General features: G+C 65.6%; 20 protein-coding genes and 2 pseudogenes. 12 read left to right on the top strand and 10 right to left on the bottom strand.

Going from position 1 to position 21736, the window contains the following annotated elements:
• Positions 1-46: 46 nt before the first annotated feature.
• The 4 genes and pseudogenes from QM841_RS24880 to QM841_RS24865 form a co-directional block, all read right to left on the bottom strand.
• Entirely contained in the window at positions 47-685 is a 639-nt protein-coding gene (locus tag QM841_RS24880; RefSeq protein WP_283334131.1) for an RES family NAD+ phosphorylase, read from the bottom strand.
• Positions 686-691: 6 nt separating this feature from the next.
• The gene (locus tag QM841_RS24875) at positions 692-1288 is read right to left on the bottom strand and encodes a hypothetical protein (protein ID WP_283334129.1); all 597 of its coding nucleotides are present in this window, start codon (positions 1286-1288) and stop codon (positions 692-694) included.
• A 300-nt stretch (positions 1289-1588) separates the two neighbouring features.
• Entirely contained in the window at positions 1589-2107 is a 519-nt protein-coding gene (locus QM841_RS24870) for a hypothetical protein (protein WP_283334127.1), read from the bottom strand.
• 270 nt (positions 2108-2377) lie between these two features.
• A pseudogene (locus QM841_RS24865) lies at positions 2378-3336 on the bottom strand (LysR family transcriptional regulator).
• Between the two features lie 130 nt (positions 3337-3466).
• On the opposite strand from QM841_RS24865, the gene QM841_RS24860 reads away from it, so the two are divergent.
• The 3 genes from QM841_RS24860 to QM841_RS24850 all read left to right on the top strand — a co-directional run bounded on the left by QM841_RS24860 (position 3467) and on the right by QM841_RS24850 (position 5195).
• A complete protein-coding gene (locus QM841_RS24860) occupies positions 3467-4216 on the top strand; it encodes an SDR family oxidoreductase (RefSeq protein WP_283334124.1) in 750 nt (249 codons plus the stop codon).
• 28 nt (positions 4217-4244) lie between these two features.
• On the top strand, positions 4245-4568 hold the full coding sequence (locus QM841_RS24855) for a Cif family virulence factor (protein WP_283334123.1): 324 nt from the start codon (positions 4245-4247) through the stop codon (positions 4566-4568).
• A 171-nt stretch (positions 4569-4739) separates the two neighbouring features.
• Positions 4740-5195 (top strand): hypothetical protein, encoded by a 456-nt coding sequence (locus QM841_RS24850; protein ID WP_283334121.1) that lies wholly within the window; start codon positions 4740-4742, stop codon positions 5193-5195.
• A gap of 418 nt (positions 5196-5613) precedes the next feature.
• Here the strand turns inward: QM841_RS24850 and QM841_RS24845 are convergent, their stop codons facing one another.
• Positions 5614-5847, bottom strand: coding sequence for an IclR family transcriptional regulator domain-containing protein (locus QM841_RS24845; protein WP_283334119.1), 234 nt, complete (start codon positions 5845-5847; stop codon positions 5614-5616).
• Positions 5848-7566: 1719 nt separating this feature from the next.
• Complete coding sequence (locus QM841_RS24840; RefSeq protein ID WP_280784199.1) at positions 7567-7794, bottom strand: hypothetical protein; 228 nt, start codon at positions 7792-7794, stop codon at positions 7567-7569.
• A 132-nt stretch (positions 7795-7926) separates the two neighbouring features.
• On the opposite strand from QM841_RS24840, the pseudogene QM841_RS24835 reads away from it, so the two are divergent.
• Positions 7927-8367, top strand: a pseudogene (locus QM841_RS24835) (CoA-transferase); the annotation flags it as partial.
• 8 nt (positions 8368-8375) lie between these two features.
• On the opposite strand, the gene QM841_RS24830 reads toward QM841_RS24835, so the two are convergent.
• Positions 8376-9242, bottom strand: a complete 867-nt coding sequence (locus QM841_RS24830; protein WP_283334116.1) for an MBL fold metallo-hydrolase — start codon at positions 9240-9242, stop codon at positions 8376-8378.
• 275 nt (positions 9243-9517) lie between these two features.
• Here QM841_RS24830 and QM841_RS24825 point away from each other — a divergent pair, with 275 nt between their 5' ends.
• On the top strand, positions 9518-10717 hold the full coding sequence (locus QM841_RS24825) for an alpha/beta fold hydrolase (protein ID WP_283334114.1): 1200 nt from the start codon (positions 9518-9520) through the stop codon (positions 10715-10717).
• Positions 10718-10750: 33 nt separating this feature from the next.
• Here QM841_RS24825 and QM841_RS24820 read toward each other — a convergent pair whose 3' ends face one another.
• Entirely contained in the window at positions 10751-11359 is a 609-nt protein-coding gene (locus tag QM841_RS24820) for a CGNR zinc finger domain-containing protein (protein ID WP_283334112.1), read from the bottom strand.
• A gap of 107 nt (positions 11360-11466) precedes the next feature.
• Here QM841_RS24820 and QM841_RS24815 point away from each other — a divergent pair, with 107 nt between their 5' ends.
• The 7 genes from QM841_RS24815 (at position 11467) to QM841_RS24785 (ending at position 18547) form a co-directional block, all read left to right on the top strand.
• Entirely contained in the window at positions 11467-13359 is a 1893-nt protein-coding gene (locus QM841_RS24815; RefSeq protein ID WP_283334110.1) for a CocE/NonD family hydrolase, read from the top strand.
• Positions 13360-13365: 6 nt separating this feature from the next.
• Positions 13366-14148 carry a CoA transferase subunit A gene (locus QM841_RS24810; protein ID WP_141475457.1) on the top strand — a complete coding sequence of 261 codons (783 nt, stop codon included), beginning with the start codon at positions 13366-13368 and terminating at the stop codon, positions 14146-14148.
• Positions 14145-14804: a CoA transferase subunit B gene (locus QM841_RS24805; protein ID WP_283334107.1), complete on the top strand. Its 660-nt coding sequence runs from the start codon at positions 14145-14147 to the stop codon at positions 14802-14804. Before QM841_RS24810 ends, QM841_RS24805 begins: the two co-directional genes overlap by 4 nt.
• 38 nt (positions 14805-14842) lie before the next feature.
• Positions 14843-15631, top strand: coding sequence for an enoyl-CoA hydratase/isomerase family protein (locus QM841_RS24800; protein ID WP_283334105.1), 789 nt, complete (start codon positions 14843-14845; stop codon positions 15629-15631).
• A gap of 12 nt (positions 15632-15643) precedes the next feature.
• Complete coding sequence (locus tag QM841_RS24795; RefSeq protein ID WP_283334103.1) at positions 15644-16483, top strand: MBL fold metallo-hydrolase; 840 nt, start codon at positions 15644-15646, stop codon at positions 16481-16483.
• Positions 16484-16554: 71 nt separating this feature from the next.
• On the top strand, positions 16555-17265 hold the full coding sequence (locus QM841_RS24790; RefSeq protein WP_283334101.1) for a flavin reductase family protein: 711 nt from the start codon (positions 16555-16557) through the stop codon (positions 17263-17265).
• A gap of 478 nt (positions 17266-17743) precedes the next feature.
• On the top strand, positions 17744-18547 hold the full coding sequence (locus QM841_RS24785; protein WP_283334100.1) for an alpha/beta hydrolase: 804 nt from the start codon (positions 17744-17746) through the stop codon (positions 18545-18547).
• 696 nt (positions 18548-19243) lie between these two features.
• Here the strand turns inward: QM841_RS24785 and QM841_RS24780 are convergent.
• Both QM841_RS24780 and QM841_RS24775 read right to left on the bottom strand, forming a co-directional pair.
• Positions 19244-20125, bottom strand: a complete 882-nt coding sequence (locus tag QM841_RS24780; protein WP_283334098.1) for a helix-turn-helix domain-containing protein — start codon at positions 20123-20125, stop codon at positions 19244-19246.
• Between the two features lie 143 nt (positions 20126-20268).
• Positions 20269-21711, bottom strand: a complete 1443-nt coding sequence (locus tag QM841_RS24775; RefSeq protein WP_283334096.1) for an aldehyde dehydrogenase — start codon at positions 21709-21711, stop codon at positions 20269-20271.
• Between the last annotated feature and the right edge of the window lie 25 nt (positions 21712-21736).

Below are 21736 nucleotides of genomic sequence, written 5' to 3'. Positions count from 1 at the left end.
AACAGCACCCCGAGGACATGCGCCCGCCGCGGCTAACGCGGCTGGCTCAGGGTCCGAGCGCCGCGTTGTGCGGGGTGAGGATCGCACCCAACAGGTAGTGCCCGTCGGCGGAGTCGAGCGCGATCACGCCTCCGACGGCGGTGACGGCGGGGTGAGTGTGCGCGGCCGGGTCATCGGCCAGCATCCAGGCGAGAGTGTTCTCGTCGTGCCGCGGCCGGTATTGCACGCCATCGACATCGGGGTTCGCGGCGAGGATCGCGGCGACCCATCGGCGGGTGTGCAGATACCCGGAGGGGTCGCACTTGGACAACCAGGCGCCGGCGTTGATCCGGGACGCCCCGGTCCCGGTCAGATCCACGACCTTTACCGTGCGGGTGGTCCGCACTTCACTCAGGACCCGGCCGGCGATATTCGCCCGCGGGATCAGCCGCGGGGACTGGTCGACAGGAAGGTTGCGGCAGAGCGTCTCGGCGACCGCCGCGGCCGGACTGTCACCGAGGTACAGGTATCCGTAGGAGCCGTCGAGACTGTCGAACCGGCCCCCAACCCTGACGCGGGGCCGGGCGGTGGGGTTCAACTCCGCGGCGCCGCGGGTGGCGCTGTGAATGCGCCACAGCGAGGTATCGGCGGGGATCGTGGTGATCAGGGCAGCGGGCAACGGTGTGGGTGGATCCGGGTAGGTCACGCGGGTTCAGTCCTGCGTCAGGTCGTCGGCCATGTCCCGCAGATCCTGCTCGTGCCCACCGTCGACGGCCAGGGCCGCCGGGGATCGTGGGTCGTCGGCGAAGTCGGTCGGGCTGAGCCACCAGGACGCCACACCCCACGGGTCGTCCTTCGCGCCGAGGGCCCGGTTGATCTCGGCGACGATCGGGCGGACCTGCCGGCGGTCGGCGTCGAACTGGAAGGCGGGGTAGAGCTTGTGCCCCGATACCGGCAGTGCGATCACCGTGCCGGCCGTCGACAGCCGGCTGGCGGTGTTGCGGCTGGTAGCCGCCCTCCCCAGGACACGGCTGACGGCGGTGGAGTCGAGCATCTCGTGCTGGTCGACGATCGAGTTCAGCACGGACGCGACGATCCGCGTGCGGGCCACCGCCGCGGCGGCCGGGTTGGCGACCGCACGCTCCTGTTGACGTGCCAGCGCGGGGCTCATCGACAGCAGCGCCGTCACGTCGTCACGGACGGGACGCAGGGCCGGTCGGCGGGAGAACTCCTCGACCAGCAGCTCGACGAGGTCCGGGTCCGACAGGGCATGGATCGAGTCGCGTGCCCGATCTCGGTCGACGAGCATGTCCATCACCTCCGCTTGTGCCGATAGTGTACCGCGTACCATACGTGTCAGGGTAGAGGGGTGTGGAACGACTCGACACGGGTGCCTCTCGCTCATTCTTCGACGGCCTGTCGGCCGACGGGGAACGAGCGCCCTATGGCGCGGTGCCGCCAGATGTCGTCGCACTCTCCGACTGTTGCACCAGCACGCACTGGGCCTCGACGATTACCCACAGGCCGAGTGAGTCCGGCGGGAGATGCGCTACGCGGCGGATGTCAGGAGCGGCAGAATTGTAGGAAATTGCCTGCGGCTGGGACCACCTCAGTCTGCCACCACGCCCCGTCCGCAATGCGGCGCACCACGGCGACCGTGGCCCCGTGGCCGGCGCACCCCACGATCGGTCAGCGTGGCGCCTGTTTCCGCGGTCAGTATGGCTCGCAGCTCCCGCACCCGGAGACCGGACATCTCGTCGAACAGATGCGCCCGCACCCCGCCGGACCGCAGACCCTGCAATGTCCCGGATTCATCGTCGACGAGCGCCGACAACCACCGCCCGACCGCCCGACAATGCCCGGCCTTGTCCTCGGCAGCCGCACGATGATCGCCATGAGCACGGCACAGCAACGCCCGCCCCGGCGGAAACTCGTTCTCCCCCAGCCCCAACCGGCTCTGCCCCGCGCACGAGACCGGCCGGGTCGCCAAATACACCACAACGAACCCCAGACCGGCCACCGCCTCAACCACATCCCGTCCCGGCTCGATGACCGCCACCTGCCCGAGATGCTCGAAGAATCGCTGCCACGCCTGCCGGCGGTTCCCACCCGAGTCACCGACGGTCAAGTGGTGAGCGAATGCCGACAGGTCCGCCAAACCACCATCGACGTCGAAATCACCACGCGCTCGGTACCGCTCACCTCCCCGACCCAAGCCACCGGGTCGGCAGACATGCCGGAGCCACGCCCACCCTGACACTCACTGGGACGTCACCGCACCGTGCTCACCAGAGAGCCGTAGAAAACACAACAACTGCCCTTCCGCGCGCTACAGGCGGGCGAACTCCTGAATCGACATATCGTCCAGTTCGACGCAGCGGTAGGCGTGCAGACCCCGCTAGGGATCTGCCCCCGATACCGCGGGTGGGGTGTTTCCACTTGTCCCGCTGAGCATGACGGTGCGAGGCGCAGAAATGGTGTGGGGCAGCCAAAGAGCCTGTACCGGTACCAGCGGGGGTCCTTGAGGTCGAGCACCTGCACTTGTCCCGCCAGCGCAGTTCCCCGGGGGGCGGTAACGAAGGCGACGTAGTCGTTATCGACCACCGCGGTCACCGGGGGTGTCCCCTGTGTCTTGTTGACGGCCAGGGTGGGTTCGAAACCTGCTCGGCGGCAAGCGGACACGAGAAAGTCCGTGTAGAACGAGACTCCTGGGGGCGCCCACACCACGAGCGTTTGGTCGGCGATGTCGCCGAGGTCGATCTGGACGCGTTCAGCGAGCGGATGGCCGGTTCGAACCGCGATCCGTAACGGATCGTAGGAAATCGTGGCCGCCGCCAGATCGTCCGGGGTGGTGGCCCCGCGGCGAAGTCCCACATCGATTGTTCCGTCGATCAATGCTTGATGCAGGGCATCGGGATACATCTGCCGGGCGGTAATCGACATCTGCGGCAGGGCCGCACGCACGGGTCCGACGAGGGTGAAGACCTCCTCGGACGTGACCGCCGGGGTATGCGCGACTACGAATTCCTCCGCCGCGCCCGCGGCGACGCGACGTGTTTCGGCAGTCAACGCCCGGGCTGCGGCGAGAAGGGGACCGGCGCCGTCCTTCAGTGCCTTCCCGGCCGGGGCCAACGCCAGATGGCGACCACGCCGGTCGAAGAGCACGACTCCCAGATCTCGTTCGAGTTGGCGCATGGCGCTGCTGAGAGCTTGCTGGGTCAAGAACATCTGCGCCGCTGCTTGGGTGAGGTTCTGATGCTCGGCCACCGCCATGAACTGTGTCAGCCGCCGCAGGTCGAGGGGTGACACGCTCTGTTCGCTCGTGGACGATGCCCCACCCGGTTCCGACTTCGCCATCGCCATCGCCATCACCTCCATGTACAACGTTCGCTTGTAGATTCACCACCAATGTGCGTTTTCCAATTGTAGAAGGCGGGTCTAGCGTCGAATGCGCACAGAGCAATTCCCCAAACTCAGGGAGCAACCAATGACCGTATCGCTACAGGGCAAGTCTGCAGTCGTCGCCGCCGGCGCGAAGAATCTCGGCGGACTGATCAGCACCACGCTCGCCGAACAGGTGAACATCGCCGTCCATTACAACAGCGACGGCACCGAGTCGGATGCCGACAAGACGGTGGCAGCGGTGGAGGCCGCCGGTGTCAAGGCGGTGAAGTTCCAGGGCGATCTGACGAAGCCGCAGAACATCGAGCGCCTGTTCGACACCGCGATCGATGCGTTCGGCGGTGTTGACATCGCCGTCAATACGGTGGGCAAGGTCTTGCGGAAGCCGATCATCGAGACCTCCGAAGACGAGTACGACTCGATGTTCGACATCAATTCTAAGGCTGCGTATTTCTTCATCAAGGAAGCGGGCAAGCGACTCAACGACGACGGCAAGCTCATCTCCATCGTCACGTCGCTGTTGGCTGCGTTCACCGACGGCTACTCCACCTACGCCGGTGGCAAGAGCCCGGTCGAGCACTTCGCCCGTGCGGCGGCGAAGGAACCTGCACCGCGGGGCATTTCGGTGAACAACATCGCTCCCGGGCCGATGGACACGCCGTTCTTTTATGGGCAGGAAACCGACGAGCGGGTGGCGTTCCACAAGTCGCAGGCCATGAAGAACCAGCTCACCAAGATCGAAGACATCGCGCCGATCGTGTCCTTCCTTGCCGGGGACGGTTGGTGGATCACCGGCCAGACCATCTTCGCCAACGGCGGTTACACCACTCGTTGACCCGACCGATCGAACATCGGAGAACACGATGACCGACACAGTCCCAGAACCGGTCGCGCAACTGATCGCTGCCACCAATTCCCCTGACCTGGAGACATTCCTGGACACGTTCACCAGCGACGGAGTAGTCGACGACTGGGGACGCACCTTCCTCGGGCGCCCAGAAATACGGCACTGGAGCGACAACGAATACCTCGGCAAGCAGGTCACACTCGAGGTTACGTCGGTTCAGAACACACCGACCGGAGCCATTGTCGTGGCGCAGGTCGGTGGCAACGGATTCAACGGGCCCAGCACATTCTCGTTCCTCCTCAGTGGAAACAAGATTCAGCGGATGACGATCCGGGAATGAGCGGGTGCGCCGAACAGAAGGTAGGCAGCGAGTTGGCGCCCACAAGAGTAGGACGGGCCATTGTGCTTCGCTTCGCGCCCCACGGCGGGAACGTTGTCGTCAATTACTCCAGAGACACCGCCGCCGCAGGTGGCGTCGGCACGGCGGCTCGAGCGACGGGTTCGAGCCGCAGTGTCCGTCGCGCAGGAGATCGACTCCCTCTTCGCTGAGGCTCTCCAAGAGAGCCCTACTTTGTGCGGCAGGCTGCCGCAAATCCGATGGGAGCGGATCCTCGATACCCTCGTCGAGTGCGGCCTCCAGCCCCGGCCCGGGCCGGGGCTGGAGGGGGACCGGCAAGTCCGCACGAAGTACCTCGTTCGGGTACTCGCCCAGGAGATCGGCCATCGTAAGGTCACCGTCGATTCCCCGGTCCCTGGACCGATCGTTGGCGCGGTAGTCCTCGCCGACAGCGCTGACGACGATTCCTACCAGAAGCGTCTGCTCGACACCGTACCGATGGGCAGGCTTGCGACGGCGCTGAGGTGGCGGGATTCTTTGCCGGAGAACGGTCTTCTTACTCATCGGTGCGGAGATCCTCATGAGTGGTGGTTCGAGCACCTGATCGACGTGGGGGCCACGGTGTTGTGATGGGCGCACCGGTCGATTCGTCGACGAGATCCCGGCGGGTGACCACTGCGTGGTTGCGCGTCATCGACGACGCTGTCGGTGTTCGATCCGGCGCGACAGTCGTCGTCGTCGGCTCACGGACTGACGCGGAACCGGCGGGGTGAATTAGCGATGTCGAGGTCCTATCCCGGATCGCTCGAACATCTGATCAGCATGTCGGGGTGGCGCCCATGCCATGCGAGTGCGGGTGCCGCGGCCCCACGCATGTCGGTCACCCGGACTCGGTGGCGACGCGGAAGCTATCGCGACGACGGTAGGCACGGTGGGAACGGGGCGGATCGTCGCGTCGGTACCCACCGTGCCGTGAGAACTGTGGCGCACTGTTCTGGTTCTCACTGCCCGGTGCACATCGCATCAAACCGGGGTGCGCCGCCCGAGCCTAGCGTTCCCGGTAGCCGGCAAGGTCGGGCGCTGCGCGCCGGGCGGTGGCGATCAAGTCCGCTCCCAGACTTTCGACCGCGGAGCCGGGCATCCGGGTGACCGGTGCCGCGATCGAGAGCGCCCCGACCGCCTCGCCCCGCTCGTTGTGGAGGGCGATCCCGACCGCGCGGACCCCCGGTTCGGTATCGGGGACGTTCAGGGCCAGCAATCCCCGATTAAGCAGAGCGAGCATCAATTCTCGCTGCCGACAACCCCAATGCGACACACCGCCGGAAACAAGCGTTGGCAGACGATCGACTAGGACGCTCAGCTCAAATCTGCGCCTCACGATCATCATCACGAAGCAGCCCGTCCTGTGAGGATAAAAGAAACGATAATGTCCAAACAACCGGAATTGAACAGCCGTTCGGAAAATCCCGAACGCAACACACCCACCCGAAACCACACGTCTATGTCCGCAGATTCCATCACCGACCAGCTGAGCGCCTACCGCCGCCAGCGCCGCCGCGCACGAATGTCCGAGGAACTGCGCCGAGCGCGACACCGTGACGTTCCACGAGGTGACTCCCGATCTCACCCGCACTCGGGTTCGTCCTCGTCCTCCGGCTCGGGTTCGTCCTCGTCCTCGGCGGTCTCGTCCTCCGACTCCTCCTAGCCGCGGCGGCGTCGTCCCCGGACGGCCGCAGCGAAGTGCCTTCGTTCCCGCCGACTACCCCGCGTCGGCGACGCTCAATCTGCGCGAAGCCCTCGAGTTCCGGGAGGGCTTCGCGCAGGCGAACTCGCCGTCATAGTCGGCGAGCAGTTCGTTTCGTCATGCGTCACGATCAGACAGGACCGCACCGAATGACCGCGGGGTCTGCCAGCCCTCGGAATACCCACGTAACGCAGTTGTCTGTGGGTACCCAGTGAACACGCTGCCCGCGCCGCGAAGACGGACCGGGCAGCCAGCCCCGCTCCGGCCGCCGAACCCCTTCGGCCGGCGGGGCGCCCCGCCGCGAGCGGACCGAGGTCGAGTGCTCGCCCACCCCGACCTCGGCCGCGCGCGACCCCGACCCTCTCACGTCGTGGATCACGCAAATACACACGAGAAGCACATGCGCCGACTTTGACGTCACCCCCATTTCCTAAATCGATTGCCCAGCAACATCATGGGCGGTTGGCAATTTCATAGTGCGAGAAATTCGCTTTCGCGAAACGCTCCTCGTCCCCGAGCGCGATAGGCATCGCACGCAAGGATCGACGATCCCGTGGATTCAACACCAGGAAAGGCGTGGATTCTGATGGGTTTGTAGGAATCGATTCACCCGTCGCGTTCGAGGTAGTGGCTGAGCGCCGCCTTCGACGGTGGCATCGGACCGAGTTATCAGGCCGCGGTGGCCCGGCTCACCTGGGGGCAGCCGGGCCACCGCCCTGATCAGCACGATCACCGGCCAGGTCCCCCTGCCCCGACCGCCATCCTCGGCCGTGAGGTGAGGCTCGGTCTACGGAGGTGCTCGGTCGGCGGGCGACCGCGCAGTCGAGTCGACATTACCTCCCCGAAATCGGGCCGGTCGAACACGGAATAGCCTTGCGCGAAGCGTGGTTCGAGAATGTGGGTCTCATGTCTACACAAGTTTTGCCAACATCGGAAATCCGAGAGTCCCGTGTCTGCATATTCATCTCACCGTGCACGAGGGTGACCGGTCTCGGAAATTCCCGGCCGCATGGACAAAGGAGGTGAACACCGAGTCTTCGAATCCTGCACGCCGGAGATCTTCCGTCAGTCCTCCGGCTTTGGTCTCACCACAAAGTCGTAGGGGGCCACGGGCGGGGCAACAACCTCAACCACACCTACTACCGGCGCGGCGCGTCGGTACCCCTCATCGCAGGTGAGGATTCCGCAAGGCGTACATGCCCATCGTACTGAACTCGATTGGCCACCAACATGAACCACCGTGCAGCTGTTGGGTGATCAGGTGCCCAGCCAGAGCCGTCGACGAGCGACCGTGGTCACCCGCTCGATCAGCACCGGCCGCAGCGGTGCCGGCGCAGCAACGTCGGAGGTACCCGGTGTCCGGAAGAACGCCGCGGTGTCCATCCCGAAATCGGCCCTGATGGCCTCGGCCGGGCCGCCGCCGTGGGCGCACCACCGCAATGCGAAGGCCACCATCCGGCTCAACTCGGTCGTGTCCGCGATCACCACCGCCCCTGGCGGTGCTGTGCACCGGTCGCCGCACAACGGGCCCGGGCCCACGTCTGTCGCGAACTCGGATACCCGGTGGCGGCGGCATCGCCGGCGACGGCCACCGGATCGAGGTGGGCACTCCGTCGGGTGGATCCTGGGCGTCGGACCCTATCCGTGACCGTGCGTCGTGGTGCGTCCTTCTTCGACTCCGCCACATCCTTCGGGATGGTTCCGCGGCGGCAAGATCGACGCTGCCATCCTTGGCGCGATGCAGGTGTCCCTGGTCGGGGACATCGCCAACTGAATGATCCCCGGCAAGATGGTCAAGGGAATGGGTGGTGCCATGGACCTTGTCCACGGGGCCAAGCGCGTCATCGTGCTCATGGAGCACGTCGCGAAGGACGGGGCGTTGAAGATCGTCAACGAGTGCTCTTTGCCGCTAACCGGCCGGCGGGTGGTCGAGCGGATCATCACGAACCTCGCCGTCATCGACATCACTGCGACGGACCTCACGCTGGTCGATCTCGCACCCGGCGTCCTTCCGACGAGGTGCGGGCGAAGACGGAGCCAGACCTGGTGCAGGCATGACTCCGGCATCAAGCGCAGTGAGCCGCCTTCGCTGCGGCCCAGGCGGATCCGGGATTGGCGCGGTTCGGGTGCTTGTCGAGGAGCGCGGCGTAGAGCTCCTCGGGAGTTGTCGTCGCCTCGCGCAGCGCGTCGAAGTCTTCAAGGTAGGACAACGTCTCGACAATGTCAGACGGGTCGTCGGGATAGTCGCTGTGCTTATGTCCTGCCACCGCAACTCGGGCATCGAGCTGTGACAGTCGCTCGAGGGCGGATCGCCAGTTGTCCCGCGATTGCGGAGTGGTCTCGGCGAGGTAGGGATGCGTGTGGTTGTAGACGACGTCGCCGCCGACGATCAAGCTCAGGTCAGGCACCCACACGACCGTCGTACCCTCGGTGTCCGTGAAGCCCGTTGGGAGGATCTGGAGCTCATGACCGTCGAGCTCCAGCGCCACCGACTCGATGACGTCGGGCACGTGCAGTGGTGACGGGATCTCACCGGGGAACAGCCTGTTCCAGAACGCGTCCACCATCTCAGGCGAGGCATGCTTCTCGGCTTGTGCGACGGTGCCGGCGGTTGCGACGGCAGTGGCGCCCTCGAACCGGTTGAGCAGTTGTCCGATGCCGAAGAAGTGGTCCCCATGTCCGTGGGTGGAATAGATCTGAGTCAGATTGCGATCGAAGGAGGCGACCCACTCGACCAGTTCCTCGTTCTGCGCCGCCGTCGTGAAGGTGTCGATCAAGATCGCGTCGCGGGGCCCATAGACGAGGGTTGACGTGTTCGTCACCCACTGGAGGTCGGCCGGCCCGTATGGGAGGTCACGAGTCAGGGAGGGGCGGCGGTTGACGAGGACGGCGTAGTTCAGGCCCTCGGCATCGCTGGGCGGCTGGTGGCTCATCGTTGTTCTCCTCTTCGGACGGCGGTCTGTTTGACTGTCATGAGGTACGCGAGCTCGACTCGCCACTTCGCATCGACATATGCATTAATCTTACATATATGTTGCTTGATCGGCGCCTTCACCGTCTCCTCGGCAGGGAGCGGCACGGCCAGCACCCCTTGTGGTACATAGCCAAACTTATTACGGTTATGTTGTCAATCGATCCAGATGCACGATGGCGTGTGCTCGGAAACGGTCCCACCCGCCGCATCAAGACATATCCATAGGGAGTTTTCATGGCCGACGCGGCGGTTGTGCAAGTCATCGACACTGCGGTTACCAGGCGCGGTGACGGTCAGTTCATGGCGGTCTTCGTCCACGGCTTCCTCGACGACCGGCACGTCTGGGATAACGTCGTCTCGCAACTGGACGCACCGCAATTCGAGTTCGTCCAAATCGATCTCGCCGGCAGCGGCGCACGGGCCGATGCCGAGGGGCCGTTCGACTACGACCACTTCGCGGCCGACGTCGGAGCGGTCGTGGACCACATCGGCAAGCCCTTCGTCATGATCGGGCACAGCATGGGATCGGCCATCGCAGAGCTGGTCGCCGCCGCCCGCCCGAACCGCGCCATGGGTCTCCTCCTGCTGGCTCCGGTGCCGCTGGCGGGAGTCGGCATGCCCGCCGAGGCCATCGAGTCGTTCCGCGGGCTCGGCGGGGACAAGGAGGGGCAATGCGCCTTGCGCAAGCAGCTCTCCGCCGGGATGCCTGGCCCGGAACTCGAACGGATTGTCACCGCCGGCGCGCAACTACGGCCCGATGTCGTTGCGGCGTTGGCAGATTGCTGGAACGGTGGGCACCCGGACGGTGTCAGCCCGTCTCGCTACGCGGGCGCGGGGCTCGTTCTGACGGGTGCCGCGGACCCGTTCGTCACCGCCGACGTCGTATCGGCGGGCGTGACGTCGCGGTTGCCGCAGGCCACCACGGCCGTGGTCGAGGGCGCCGGGCACTGGCCGCACATGGAACAAGCCTCCGCGGTCGCCGCTCAGACCAGTGAATTCCTCGAACGAACCGCCGCCGAGTTCCTGGCCGAAGCCCGGGAGCAGGGATGGACGCAAGCCTTCGCGGACAAGACCGAGTCCAGCTTCGCCGAGAAGTTCACCGAAGACGTCGTGCTCGAGGCTAGCGCATTGCAACGGCCGGCGGAGGGCCGCGACCTGGTGAAGGTCATTCTGGCAACAGCCAGCGGGATCTACGAGTCATTGACGTTCACCCACGAAGCCAGCCACGGCTCGCGCACCTACCTCGAATGGGAAGCGACTGCGTTCGGCGGGCTGAAGCTGTTCGGAATCACGGTTCTGAGCAAGAACGAGGACGGCAAGATCGCGCGCGCGGCGATTCACCATCGGCCGCTCGGCGCCCTGCAGAAGTTCTCCGGTGAGCTACGTCAGCGACTCGACGGCACGGTCGATTCGAGCTACTTCCACGGCGACTGACCGGCTCTACCACCGGCGCGCGACGAGCTCGGTTCAGTCCTCGCCGCGCGCCGGCACCGACTCGGGCTTGCGCCTGCGCGCGCGGGAGGCACGCAAATTGACCGCGTTGCCGCACAAGCGCGCGTCATGCCACACGGCACTGGTGTTGCGCGAACGGTCGTAGAACGCCCCACCGCACCGCTCGTTGCGGCAGATTTTGAACCTGCGCCAGATGTCCTGTTGCTGGGCAACGAACGCCTCGATCAGGACGATCGCGGCAACCCGCCGCCACCCTTCTGCACGCGGCTCCAATTTCACCGTGCCGTCCGGATCCACCCGGGCGCCCATCGTGGCCGAGTGCATCCGCGCCGCGGCGAGGCTCGGATCGGCGCGCGTGGCGAGGAGGGCATGAAGGTCGGCTCGCAGGTCACGCAGGGGTTCGAGATCGCGTTCCCGGATGACGATCCGATCTTTCGCGGCGTCGTTCATCGCGGACCATGACTCCAGGGCTGCGTCCAGCCACCTCTGAGCGCTGTCGAGATCACCCAGCAGGTCGGCCTGCCGTGGGCGGCCGATCGGCCTCGTGTTGAGCAGGTCTTGGACGAAACCGAGACCGCCGGGAGCGCCCATCAGCTCGTAACGCTCTGTTGCTGGCCATGTCATAGTCGCTACCCTACCCGGATTCACGCCCTCCTTCGCTGTAACCGTTGTCACTACGGTTCTGTCTACGGATACCCGGAAACGAATCGATGCCCACCTACTAGACAAGGGTGTACGGATTATGGTTATGTCATGGGTGTCAGGTGCATCTTCCTGATGCTTATGTCACAGCCCCCTCCGCGAGCGTTGATGCCGCGGCGGAGGTCAACCGAACGATTGGACGGTACATCGTGGTGTACGGCTCCTCATTGGAACAACAGCGAGGCCCGTTCGGGGTCGAACGCGAGGACGACCTGGCGATGACCACCAGGGACGGAGTCGTGCTTCGGGCCGACGTGTACCGTCCCGAGAAGCCGGGCCGATATCCAGTGCTGGTGCGCCGCACGCCCTACGGGAAACGCGTGAACGACCTCGCCGCAGACTTCAGCGAGGCCCACTACTTCGCATCACACGGTTATGTGGTGGTTGTCCAGGACACCCGTGGGCGCTTCGCCTCCGAAGGTGCCTGGTACCCGTTCATCTACGAGGCACAGGACGGCTACGACACGATCGAATGGGCCGCAGCCCTGCCCGGTACGACGGGGGCTGCCGGGACCTTCGGCCAGTCCTACGGCGCGATCAGCCAATACCTCGCGGCTACCCAGCGACCACCACACCTACGGACCTGCATCCCGGTCTCGGCGTATCAACTCGCGTTCGAGAACTACTGGTACAACGGCGGCGCGCTCGAACTCGGCTGGATGCTCAGCTATTTCGTGAACATGGCGGAGGCCGTGCTCGCCGCTGGGGGTGACGACGAGGCGATCGACGAGCTGACGAAGCTGAAGGTCGATCCGGCAGTGCGGTTCTCCGCGCTGACCGAGGACACGCTGCGACACCTGCCGCTGAGCGATTGGGCGGACCGCCTCGGCCGGGGTGCGCCGTTCCTGAACGATATCCTCGCGCACCCGGCCGACGGCCCGTACTGGTGGGCGACGGACCTCAGCCGGCAGTTGTTCAACATCGACGTGCCGATGCTGCACGTCGGTTCCTGGTACGACATCGCCAACCGGGACACGCCGAAATTCTTCACCGGCCTACGTGAGTCCGCGCTGGACGCGCGGAACGGTCATGCACTGATCATGGGCCCGTGGGCGCACCAGCTGCCGTTCAACCAGCCGACCTCCGGGGGCACCGGTGACATCGACTTCGGGCCCGAAGCCGCCATCTCCCTCGTCGACATCGAGCGCCGTTGGTTCGACCGCTACCTCAAGGACGACACCACCGAACTGCCGAGCCCGCCCGTCCGGATCTTCGTCATGGGCGAGAACCGATGGCGCGACGAACAGGAGTGGCCGCTCGCGCGCACCGCGTACACGCCGTACTACCTCCACAGCGACGGCTCGGCGAACACGCTGAACGGCGATGGGATCGTGTCCACCGACCTACCCGCGGACGAGCCCGCGGATCGCTACCGGTACGACCCAGACGACCCCGTTCCGACGGCGGGCGGCCGGTTCGTCGGTGGCGGAGTGGCCGACCAGCGGAAGAACCAGTCCCGCGCCGACGTGCTGGTCTACACCGGAGCGGAACTGACCGAGGAGCTCGAAATCACGGGTCCCATCACCGTCTGCCTGCACGCGATGACGACCGCCCAGGACGCAGACTTCGTCGCGGTGCTCTCCGATGTCCGTCCCGACGGCTATGCCCAGAATCTCGCCGAAGGCATCGCGCGCGGCCAATTCCGCGAATCCTTCATCAATCCAACGCCATTGGAGCCCGGCACACCCTACGAGTTCACGATCCAGCTCTGGAACATCAGCCACGTATTCCATGCCGGCCATCGCATCCGGCTCCACATCACCTCCAGCGACTTCCCCCGGTGGGACCGCAATGCCGGTACCGGCGCCCCGATCGGCACCGACACCACCTTGCGCATCGCCGAGCAAACCGTCCTGCACGACAGCCGGCACCCCTCCCGAATCGTGCTTCCCGTCGTGCCCCGCCCAAACAAGAAGGATTGAACTGCTGTGGACAAAGTTGTCGAATCGGCCGAGGAGGCCGTTCGCGATGTCGGCGATGGAGCGTCCCTCGCGGTAGGCGGCTTCGGACTGTGCGGCATTCCGAGCGTGTTGATCGCGGCGCTGTTGCGGCGAGGGGTGACCGACCTCGAGGTGGTCTCCAACAACTGCGGCGTGGACGACTGGGGTCTCGGCCTTCTCCTGCGCGAACACCGCATCCGCCGGATGACCTCGTCCTACGTCGGGGAGAACAAGGAGTTCGCGCGCCAGTACCTCGCCGGCGAGCTCGAAGTCGAGCTGACGCCGCAGGGCACTCTCGCCGAGCGGTTGCGTGCCGGGGGTTCCGGCATCGCCGCGTTCTACACCCGAACCGGTGTCGGCACCTCGGTCGCCGAGGGTGGGCTCGCGTGGCGATATGACTCGGCGGGCGGCGTAGCGATTGCCTCCCCCGCCAAGGAAACGAGGAATTTCGGCTCGGATGAGCACGGTTTCGAGGGCGAATTCGTCCTCGAAACCGGCATACGCAGCGACTTCGGGCTCGTCCGCGCCTGGCGCGGAGATCGGCACGGCAATCTGGTCTTTCGGGCATCGGCCCGCAACTTCAACCCGCTGTGCGCCATGGCGGGCCAGGTCACGATCGCCGAAGTGGAGCAATTGTGCGAGCCGGGCGAAATCGACCCGGACGACGTCCATCTGCCCGGCGCCTTCGTCCAGCGCGTCGTGCCTTTGTCCGCCGAGGAAGCAGCGGACAAGCGCATCGAGAAACTTGTCACACGGAAGGCCCCCGAATGAGCTGGACGCGAGATCAGATGGCGGCCCGGGCAGCACGGGAACTCTCGGACGGCGACTACGTCAATCTGGGCATCGGGGCACCGGCCCGTGTTCCCGCGCATATCCCGGCGGATATCGAGGTGGCACTCCAATCGGAAAACGGAGTACTCGGCACCGGTGACTACCCCGAGCCTGGGGAGGCTGACCCCGACTTGGTCAATGCCAGTAAGGAGACCGTCACCCTGCGACCTGGCGCCTCCTTCTGCGATTCCGCCACGAGCTTCGGGATGATCCGCAGCGGGAAGATCGACGCCGCCATCCTCGGCGGCATGCAGGTCTCCGAGTCGGGTGACCTCGCCAACTGGATCGTTCCCGGGAAGATGGTCGAGGGAATGGGCGGGGCCATGGATCTGGTGCATGGCGCGCGGCAGGTCATCGTGCTGATGGATCACGTCGCCAAGGATGGCTCACGCAAGATCGTTCGGCGCTGCACGCTCCCCCTGACCGGTCGCCGCGTCGTGCACCGGATCATCACCGATCTCGCCGTGATCGACGTCGAAGAAGAGGGCCTGCGCCTGGTCGAACTGGCCCCCGGGGTGACAGCCGATGACGTCCGCGCCGCGACCGAGCCACCTCTCGCCATCGCGACAGACCTTGCCGGTGACCGACAGTGGTGACCGAACCACCATCCACCCCTCGAGAAAGGGATACAGAAGTGGCCCACCTCAGCTGCACGATCGACGGCGACCTCGCGATCATGTGCCTGCACAACCCATCCCAGAACCGCATCGGTGTCGAGATGATCGACGAAATGCGGCAGGCGCTGCACACGATCGAAATCAGCGACGCCCGTGCAGTCCTACTCCGAGCGAACGGTCCCGACTTCAGCTACGGAGGTGACATCGAGCCGTGGCCCGAGTGGACAGAGCGCGAAATGCGCACCCGGTTCGAGACCTTCATGTGGACGTTCAACCAGTTCGAGCGATTGCCGGTGCCGACCGTGACCGCGGTACAGGGCCTGTGCTTCGGCGGCGGCTTCGAGTTGGCCCTCCGCAGCGACGTCATCTTCGCGGGCGAGAGTGCCCGGTTCGGCCATTCGGAACAATCCATCGCCATCGTCACCCTACTGGGCGGCGTCTACCGGGTCGCGGAGCGCGCAGGGCGATCCCGTGCCATGGAGTGGGCGATGACCTCTGAACAGGTTCCGGCCGCGGAGATGGAGCGCTTCGGGGTGGTCAACAAAATCGTGCCGGACGACGAACTCGACCACGCCGCAACCTCTTTCGCACGCAAGCTCGCGCAGGGACCGACGAAGGCACACGCGGCGCACAAGGCGCTGCTGCGCACCTGGGCGATCGGCGGCGTCGCAGCGGCCGACGAAACCATGTTCGACATCGCACTGCCCCTGTTCCGAACCGACGACACCCGCGTGGCGATTCCCGCCGCGATCAACGCGTTGCGATCCGGCGCGCCACGCCCCGCGATGCCGTTCCAGGGCCGCTGAGAGGACTCCACCATGCCGACACTGTCCTACGACGTCCACGTCGCCCCGTCCATCCCGACCGCGATCCCCGATCTTCCCCCCGGCCTCGACCGCCGGTGGTGGTCACCGATCACCTCGACACTCATCAGCGGCGAATCCGACGCCGTCCTCGTCGACCCCTTGATGACCGTCGAGCAGGCACGCCACCTGGCGGACTGGGTGGCGGCCAGCGGCAAGAACCTCACGACGATCTACGTCACCCACGGCCACGGTGACCACTGGTTCGGACTGTCCACCCTCCTCGAGCGCTTCCCCCGAGCTCGCGCGATCGCCACCCCCGCCGTCGTGGCGCACGCTCGGCAACAGTGCGCGCCGGAGTTCGTCGAGTCGTTCTGGAGGTCCCGGTTCCCGGGGCAGATCCCGGATCGATTCGTCTTGCCCGAGCCCGTAGCCGGGACCACCTTCGAGCTCGAGGGCGAGATCCAAATCATCGAACTCGGCCACACCGACACCGACGACACGACCGCGTTGTACGTGCCGTCGATCGGATTGGTGGTGGCCGGCGACGCCGCATACAACGACGTGCATCTCTACCTCGCCGAGTCGCCGGCCGAAGGGCGAAAAGCGTGGATTTCCGCGCTGGACGCCCTAGCCGCCTTGGAACCCGTCTCCGTCGTGGCCGGCCACAAGAATCCCGCTCGCGGCGACGGCCCGGAGATCATCGAGCAGACGAAACGATACATCCGGGATTTCGAGGAACTGGCCGCAATCGCCTCGACCACGCCGGAGCTCTACCAACTCTTGCTCGAGAAGTATCCGGACCGGGTGAACCCCGGAGCCGCGTGGGGATCGGCACGCTCAGCAAAAGGGTGAGCCGGGAAATGCCCGGACCCCTGGACAGGTCACAGCCCTAGGTACAGCGAATCCGACGATAGGAATTATTGATGATCATCGACGGGTCCACTTTGGACCCCACAGCCGCCTACAAGCTCTTGATCGGCAGCATCCTGCCCCGCGCGATCGGCTGGGTGAGCACGGTTTCCACCGATGGCGTCGCGAATCTGGCACCCATCTCGTTCTTCACCGCCGTCGGCCGCAAGCCACCGATGGTATCGCTGTCCATGCAGGCCCGCTCCGATGGCCATCTCAAGGACACCTTCGTGAACATTCGCGACACCGGCGAGTTCTGCACGAACCTGGTGTCCTTGCCGAATGCACACCAGATGCATCGCACCGCGGCGGAATTCCCCAGCAACGTAGATGAATTCGACGCGGTCGGACTGGAGAAGGCGCCATCCCAACTGGTGAAGCCTCCCCGGGTCGCGGGCGCCCCGATCTCCTTCGAGTGCACCCTCGAACGGATCATTCCCATCGGCGACCTCGACGATCACATCGTCTTCGGTGTCGTCGAACGATTCCACATCCGTGACGATCTGTACCTCGACCGCGGGCGCATCGATACGGCGGCCCTCAACCCCGTCGGACGGTTGGCGGCGGAGTACACCCTGGTCGAGAACGTGTTCACTACGCCACTCGAGGACCACATCCTTGAAGCCCGCCGAGAAGCGCGCATGAGGCGACTCGATGACAAGGACACCGACTTCTCGCCGATCGACACCAGCTCGTGGTCCGCGTCGGGTTCCATTCGAGACTGACCCGCACAACGGAAGAAACCAATGCCCATTGAACTCAGCCCCGATCCGGTCGCGGCTCAACTCGCCAACCGGACCGCAGAATTCATCCGCGCCATAGTGCTCGCCGTCGAGGACGAGCACCGCGGTGTAGCGAACTCGGAGGCCGTACGAGCGCAGCTGCAGCGCGCCGCGAAAAGTACTGCTGCCGTTCATCAGCCGGCACAGCCCATCGGGACGCCTCGCGCATGCAACATGAACTCGACGCCGCCGTGGTGTTCCTTGCCAGCCCCGCCTCCTCCTCCTACAGCACCGGCACCACGCTCCGTGCACGGTGGCATGTCCGGACACTGAGCTCAGCCAGTTCGGCTCCCCGCTCACCCGGACCGCACTCGACGGCGGCTGAGCCAGACAACATCGAGGCCGACGCACGTCGCCCGGCCTCCCACACGCCCGCGGTGTGACACACCACCGCAGTGCCGGATCGAATAGAGACCAGCCCATGAAGACGATGATGCTTCCCGCGACCGGCATGGAACCCGCGCTCGAAATCGTGCACGCCCCCGCGACCGGTGTCGCCGACCGTTCACCGCTGCTCTTCGTGCATGGCCTCGGACACGGCGCATGGTGCTGGCACAACTGGCTGGAAGCAGCAGCCGCCGCCGGTCACCAGGCCTACGCGCTCTCCTTCCGAGGCCACGGTGGTAGCGAAGGCAGCGTCGCCGGGGCGCGGCTGCGCGATTATGTCGCTGACACGGTCCGCGCCGCGACGTCGATCGCGGACGGGAAGGGCGTCCTCATCGGACATTCGCTCGGCGGTCTCATCGTCCAGCACGCCCTGCCCGTGATCAAGCCCGCGGCCGCGGTCCTGCTCGCGAGCATCTCAGCCCACCCCGCCATTGGAACGGCCATATCCGTGGTACGACACGATCCGATCCAGGGACTGCGCCTCGTCGCAGGCCTTCCCCTCCATCTGGGCCCCGACATGCTCTTCACCGGACTGGACGCGGCGTCAGCAGCAGCAGCAATGGTGCGGATGACCCCGGAATCGGCGCTGGTGCAGTACCAGCTCCTGGCACGCACCCCGGCGCCGCTGCCGTCGCCGTCCATCCCGGTGCTGTCGGTTGCGACCACCGATGACCGTGTCGTCCCGATCCGCGCCACGCGGGCGACCGCCCGCCGGTACGGTGCCACCATCCGCGAGCTGGAAGGGATCGGCCACGACATGATGCTCGACGCCGGCTGGCAGACAGCGTGGGACGTCGTCGATCAATGGCTGCACTCGCAGGCAGTGGCCCCTACTTAGATAAGAGGTCTGCGTCACTGGCACCGGTGAACCAGCAGCGGCGAAACACGCCGCTCTGCAGGCGCTCCGGCCCGGAGGAGATTTCAAGGACAGCATCTGCACCGCGCTGACGATCGAACTACTGTCCTGGATCGCCACCTCGGCGGCGGATTTTCATACCGCCCCGCCCTCTCGAGTGCCGCGGCCGCAGTCTGGGCGTGGCTGGGGACCGGCGTCGAGGCGTTCGGCCCGCACCTTCAGGAGGATTCGATCTACTCAGCGCAGACCGCGGCAGAGGCCCTCGGAGAAAAGGAAGTCGCGGCCGTAGCCCGGCGGAACGCAACGATGACACTCGATGCGGCCGTCGCACTAGCACTCGGCGGGGAAGGTCGGTCCGAAAAGCCCCAGCGCACCCGCAAGATCACTCCTGTACGAAGCGAGAAAATGAGATCGCGAACCTAGTGGCAGAAGGATCGAGCAACCGTGCCATTGTCGAATCCGTGGTGCTGTCTCCACGCACCATCGACGGCCGCGTCGAACGCATCCTCACCAACTCGACTTCACATCACGCACCCAAATCGCCTCAGGGGACGCATCCCAGAAGAGATGACGCTCAACCGTTTCGCACTAGTGGGGCACTGTCACGTTGATCGAAAGAATAGGCGGCGAGAGTGTGATTACCCGCGGATGGGTTTCGGGAGCTGCGCCGCGCGGGGGTTACGGAAGGAGCCCGAGTCGGCGGGCGCGAGACACCGCCTCGACCCGGGAGCGGGCATCCAGCTTGCCCATCGCTTCACGCAGATAGTGCTTCACTGTCTCGGGTTTGATCGACAGTCGTTGCGCGGCTGCGGCATTGGTACAGCCGAGAGCAACATAGGTGAGGACGTCGACCTCACGACCGGACAATGTGATATCGGTGGCGGGAAGGTCGCCGCCACGGGATAGAACGGCGAGTTTGTCTGCGAGACCGTGCAGAGTTGTCGCGAGTGCTGAGTCCGGGGCGGTGCGCATCAGTGCCCGCAGGTCGGAGTGGATCTCGCGGATACCTTCGGTCAGCGCCGTTGCTGTGGGTGCCTGCCCACCATCGACAAGTGTGTCGATCAACTCGACCCGTCGGTCGACTTCGTCTCGAATTTTGATTTCGGTGGCGAGTCGGTCACCGGCTCGGGTCAGTATGTCGAGAATTCGACCCCCGCTCGGGGTGGCCTGACGAAGTGCGGCGTACATGATGGCGCGCGCTGCGCCGCCGACAACCACCGGTACCGCGATGATGGATCGCAGTCCTTCGTTGATCACGGGTCGGTCGTAGTCGTGGGTAATGGTCTGTGCCGTCGCGTAGTCCTCGACCCACTGGGGCCGAAGCAAGGTGATCGCGCGCCCGCCAAGTCCCAACATCGGTGAAATCAGCAGGCCGCGCAGCCCGACAGTTCTGGTGCCGAGTGTCTCGGAGATCTTCAGGGTTCCCGCGGAGACGGGGCCGCCGAATACCACCGGGGGTGTCGCGAAGCCCGCTGCGATGACGCGTAGCTCGGCGCGAAGGGCATCGTCATCGCGCGGTCGGAGCAACCGCGCTGAACCTTCTGCGTCTGACACTGCCACCTCTACCTCCTCCTGGCGTGCGCCCCGTGATACTTGACACGAGAAGCCTAGTCGTCCATCATCATTCAACCTGTAAGGACGGGCTGCAGGTGCAGCGCGTACTGCGGAACAGTGCAATTGATGCGCTGCACCCGGTGTGCTGTTCAGCGGGTGTAGATCGATTTCGGCGAGACGTAGGCGTCCAAACCTTCCGGTCCGAGTTCACGGCCGAGCCCACTGGCTTTGACTCCGCCGAACGGGGCGCCGATGTCGAGATCGAAGAAGTTCACACCCACGCTGCCGGTCTCGATCCGACGGGCCAGGTCGAGGCCTTTGTCGGGGTCGGAGGTCCAGACCGTTCCGCCCAGCCCATACTCGGAGTCGTTGGCGATTGCGACGGCGTCGTCGAGGTCGTCATAGGGCAGGACGGTCAGGACCGGTCCGAAAATCTCTTCCCGCGCGACGGTTGCCGAGTTGTCGAGGTCGGCGAACACGGTCGGTTCGACGAACCATCCCCGGTCGAGGTGTTTCGGCCGGCCGCCTCCGGCGGCGACGGTGGCTCCTTCTCGTTTACCCGTGTCGATGTAGGCCTCGACGCTGCGCCGTTGGCGCTCGGACACCAAGGGTCCCACCCGGGTGGCGGGGTCGGATGGATCCCCGACCACGAGCTCCGACGCGAGGTGTGCGACCGCGTCGACTGTTTCGCGGTAACGGGATCGGGGGGCGAGGATTCGAGAGGACAGATGGCAGGTCTGGCCGTTGTTGAGCAGGCTCGCCCACGACAGTCCCCTGGCGACACTCACCAGGTCCGCGTCGTCGAGGATGATGGCGGCGCTCTTGCCTCCCAGTTCCAGGGTCACCGGTCGCAGCAGTCGACCGCAGGTCCCGCCGATCACCCTGCCCGCGGCGGTCGACCCGGTGAAAGCGACTTTGTTCACTTCGGGGTGGCTAACCAGGTAGGCACCGATCTCTCGGCCGCCGGTCACGATGTTCAGCACACCGCCGGGCAGCCCGGCTTCTTCGGCCGCGTCGGCGAGTTGGAAGGCGTCGAGCACGGTTTCGGGTGCGGGTTTGAGGACCACGGTGCATCCGGAAGCGAGTGCCGGGGCAAGCTTGAACATGGTCAGCGACTGGGGGAAGTTCCACGGAATGATCGCGGCAACAACGCCGATCGGCTCGCGACGCACGATCGTGGTGGACCTACCGTTTGCGGCGATCCGCGGGGTCTCGACGGGTGTCTTCTCGGTGAGATCGGCATAGTACCGGAGCGTTGCTGCCGGGCCGCTACCCTCCGCCGCCAGAGCTATCGCTGCCGGCATGCCGTTCTCGTCGGTCACGATGGCGGCTGTGTCCTTCCCCCGGCGGTCGAGCGCATCGGCAAATCGCCTTAGGACGTCGGCACGTTCGGCCGGCTCCAGCGCGGACCACTGGGGTGCACGCAAGGCGCGGCGGGCTGCGTGGACCGCGGCGTCGACGTCCGTGGGGGTACTGTCCGGCGCCGACCCGACGGGTTCCTCGGTGGTCGGCGAGATGACCGTGATGCGGTCGGAGGTGGACGGCGTGTGCCATCGGCCGTCGATGAACAGCTGCGAGCGGGTGTACTTCATGTGGGGTACCTCGGTCGTCGTGGTG

The organism is Rhodococcus sp. IEGM 1307 (assembly GCF_030056915.1).
Taxonomy (GTDB): Bacteria; Actinomycetota; Actinomycetes; order Mycobacteriales; family Mycobacteriaceae; genus Rhodococcus_F; species Rhodococcus_F opacus_D.
Note: the sequence above shows the minus strand (reverse complement) of the source record. Positions and strands in the feature narration are given on the sequence as shown.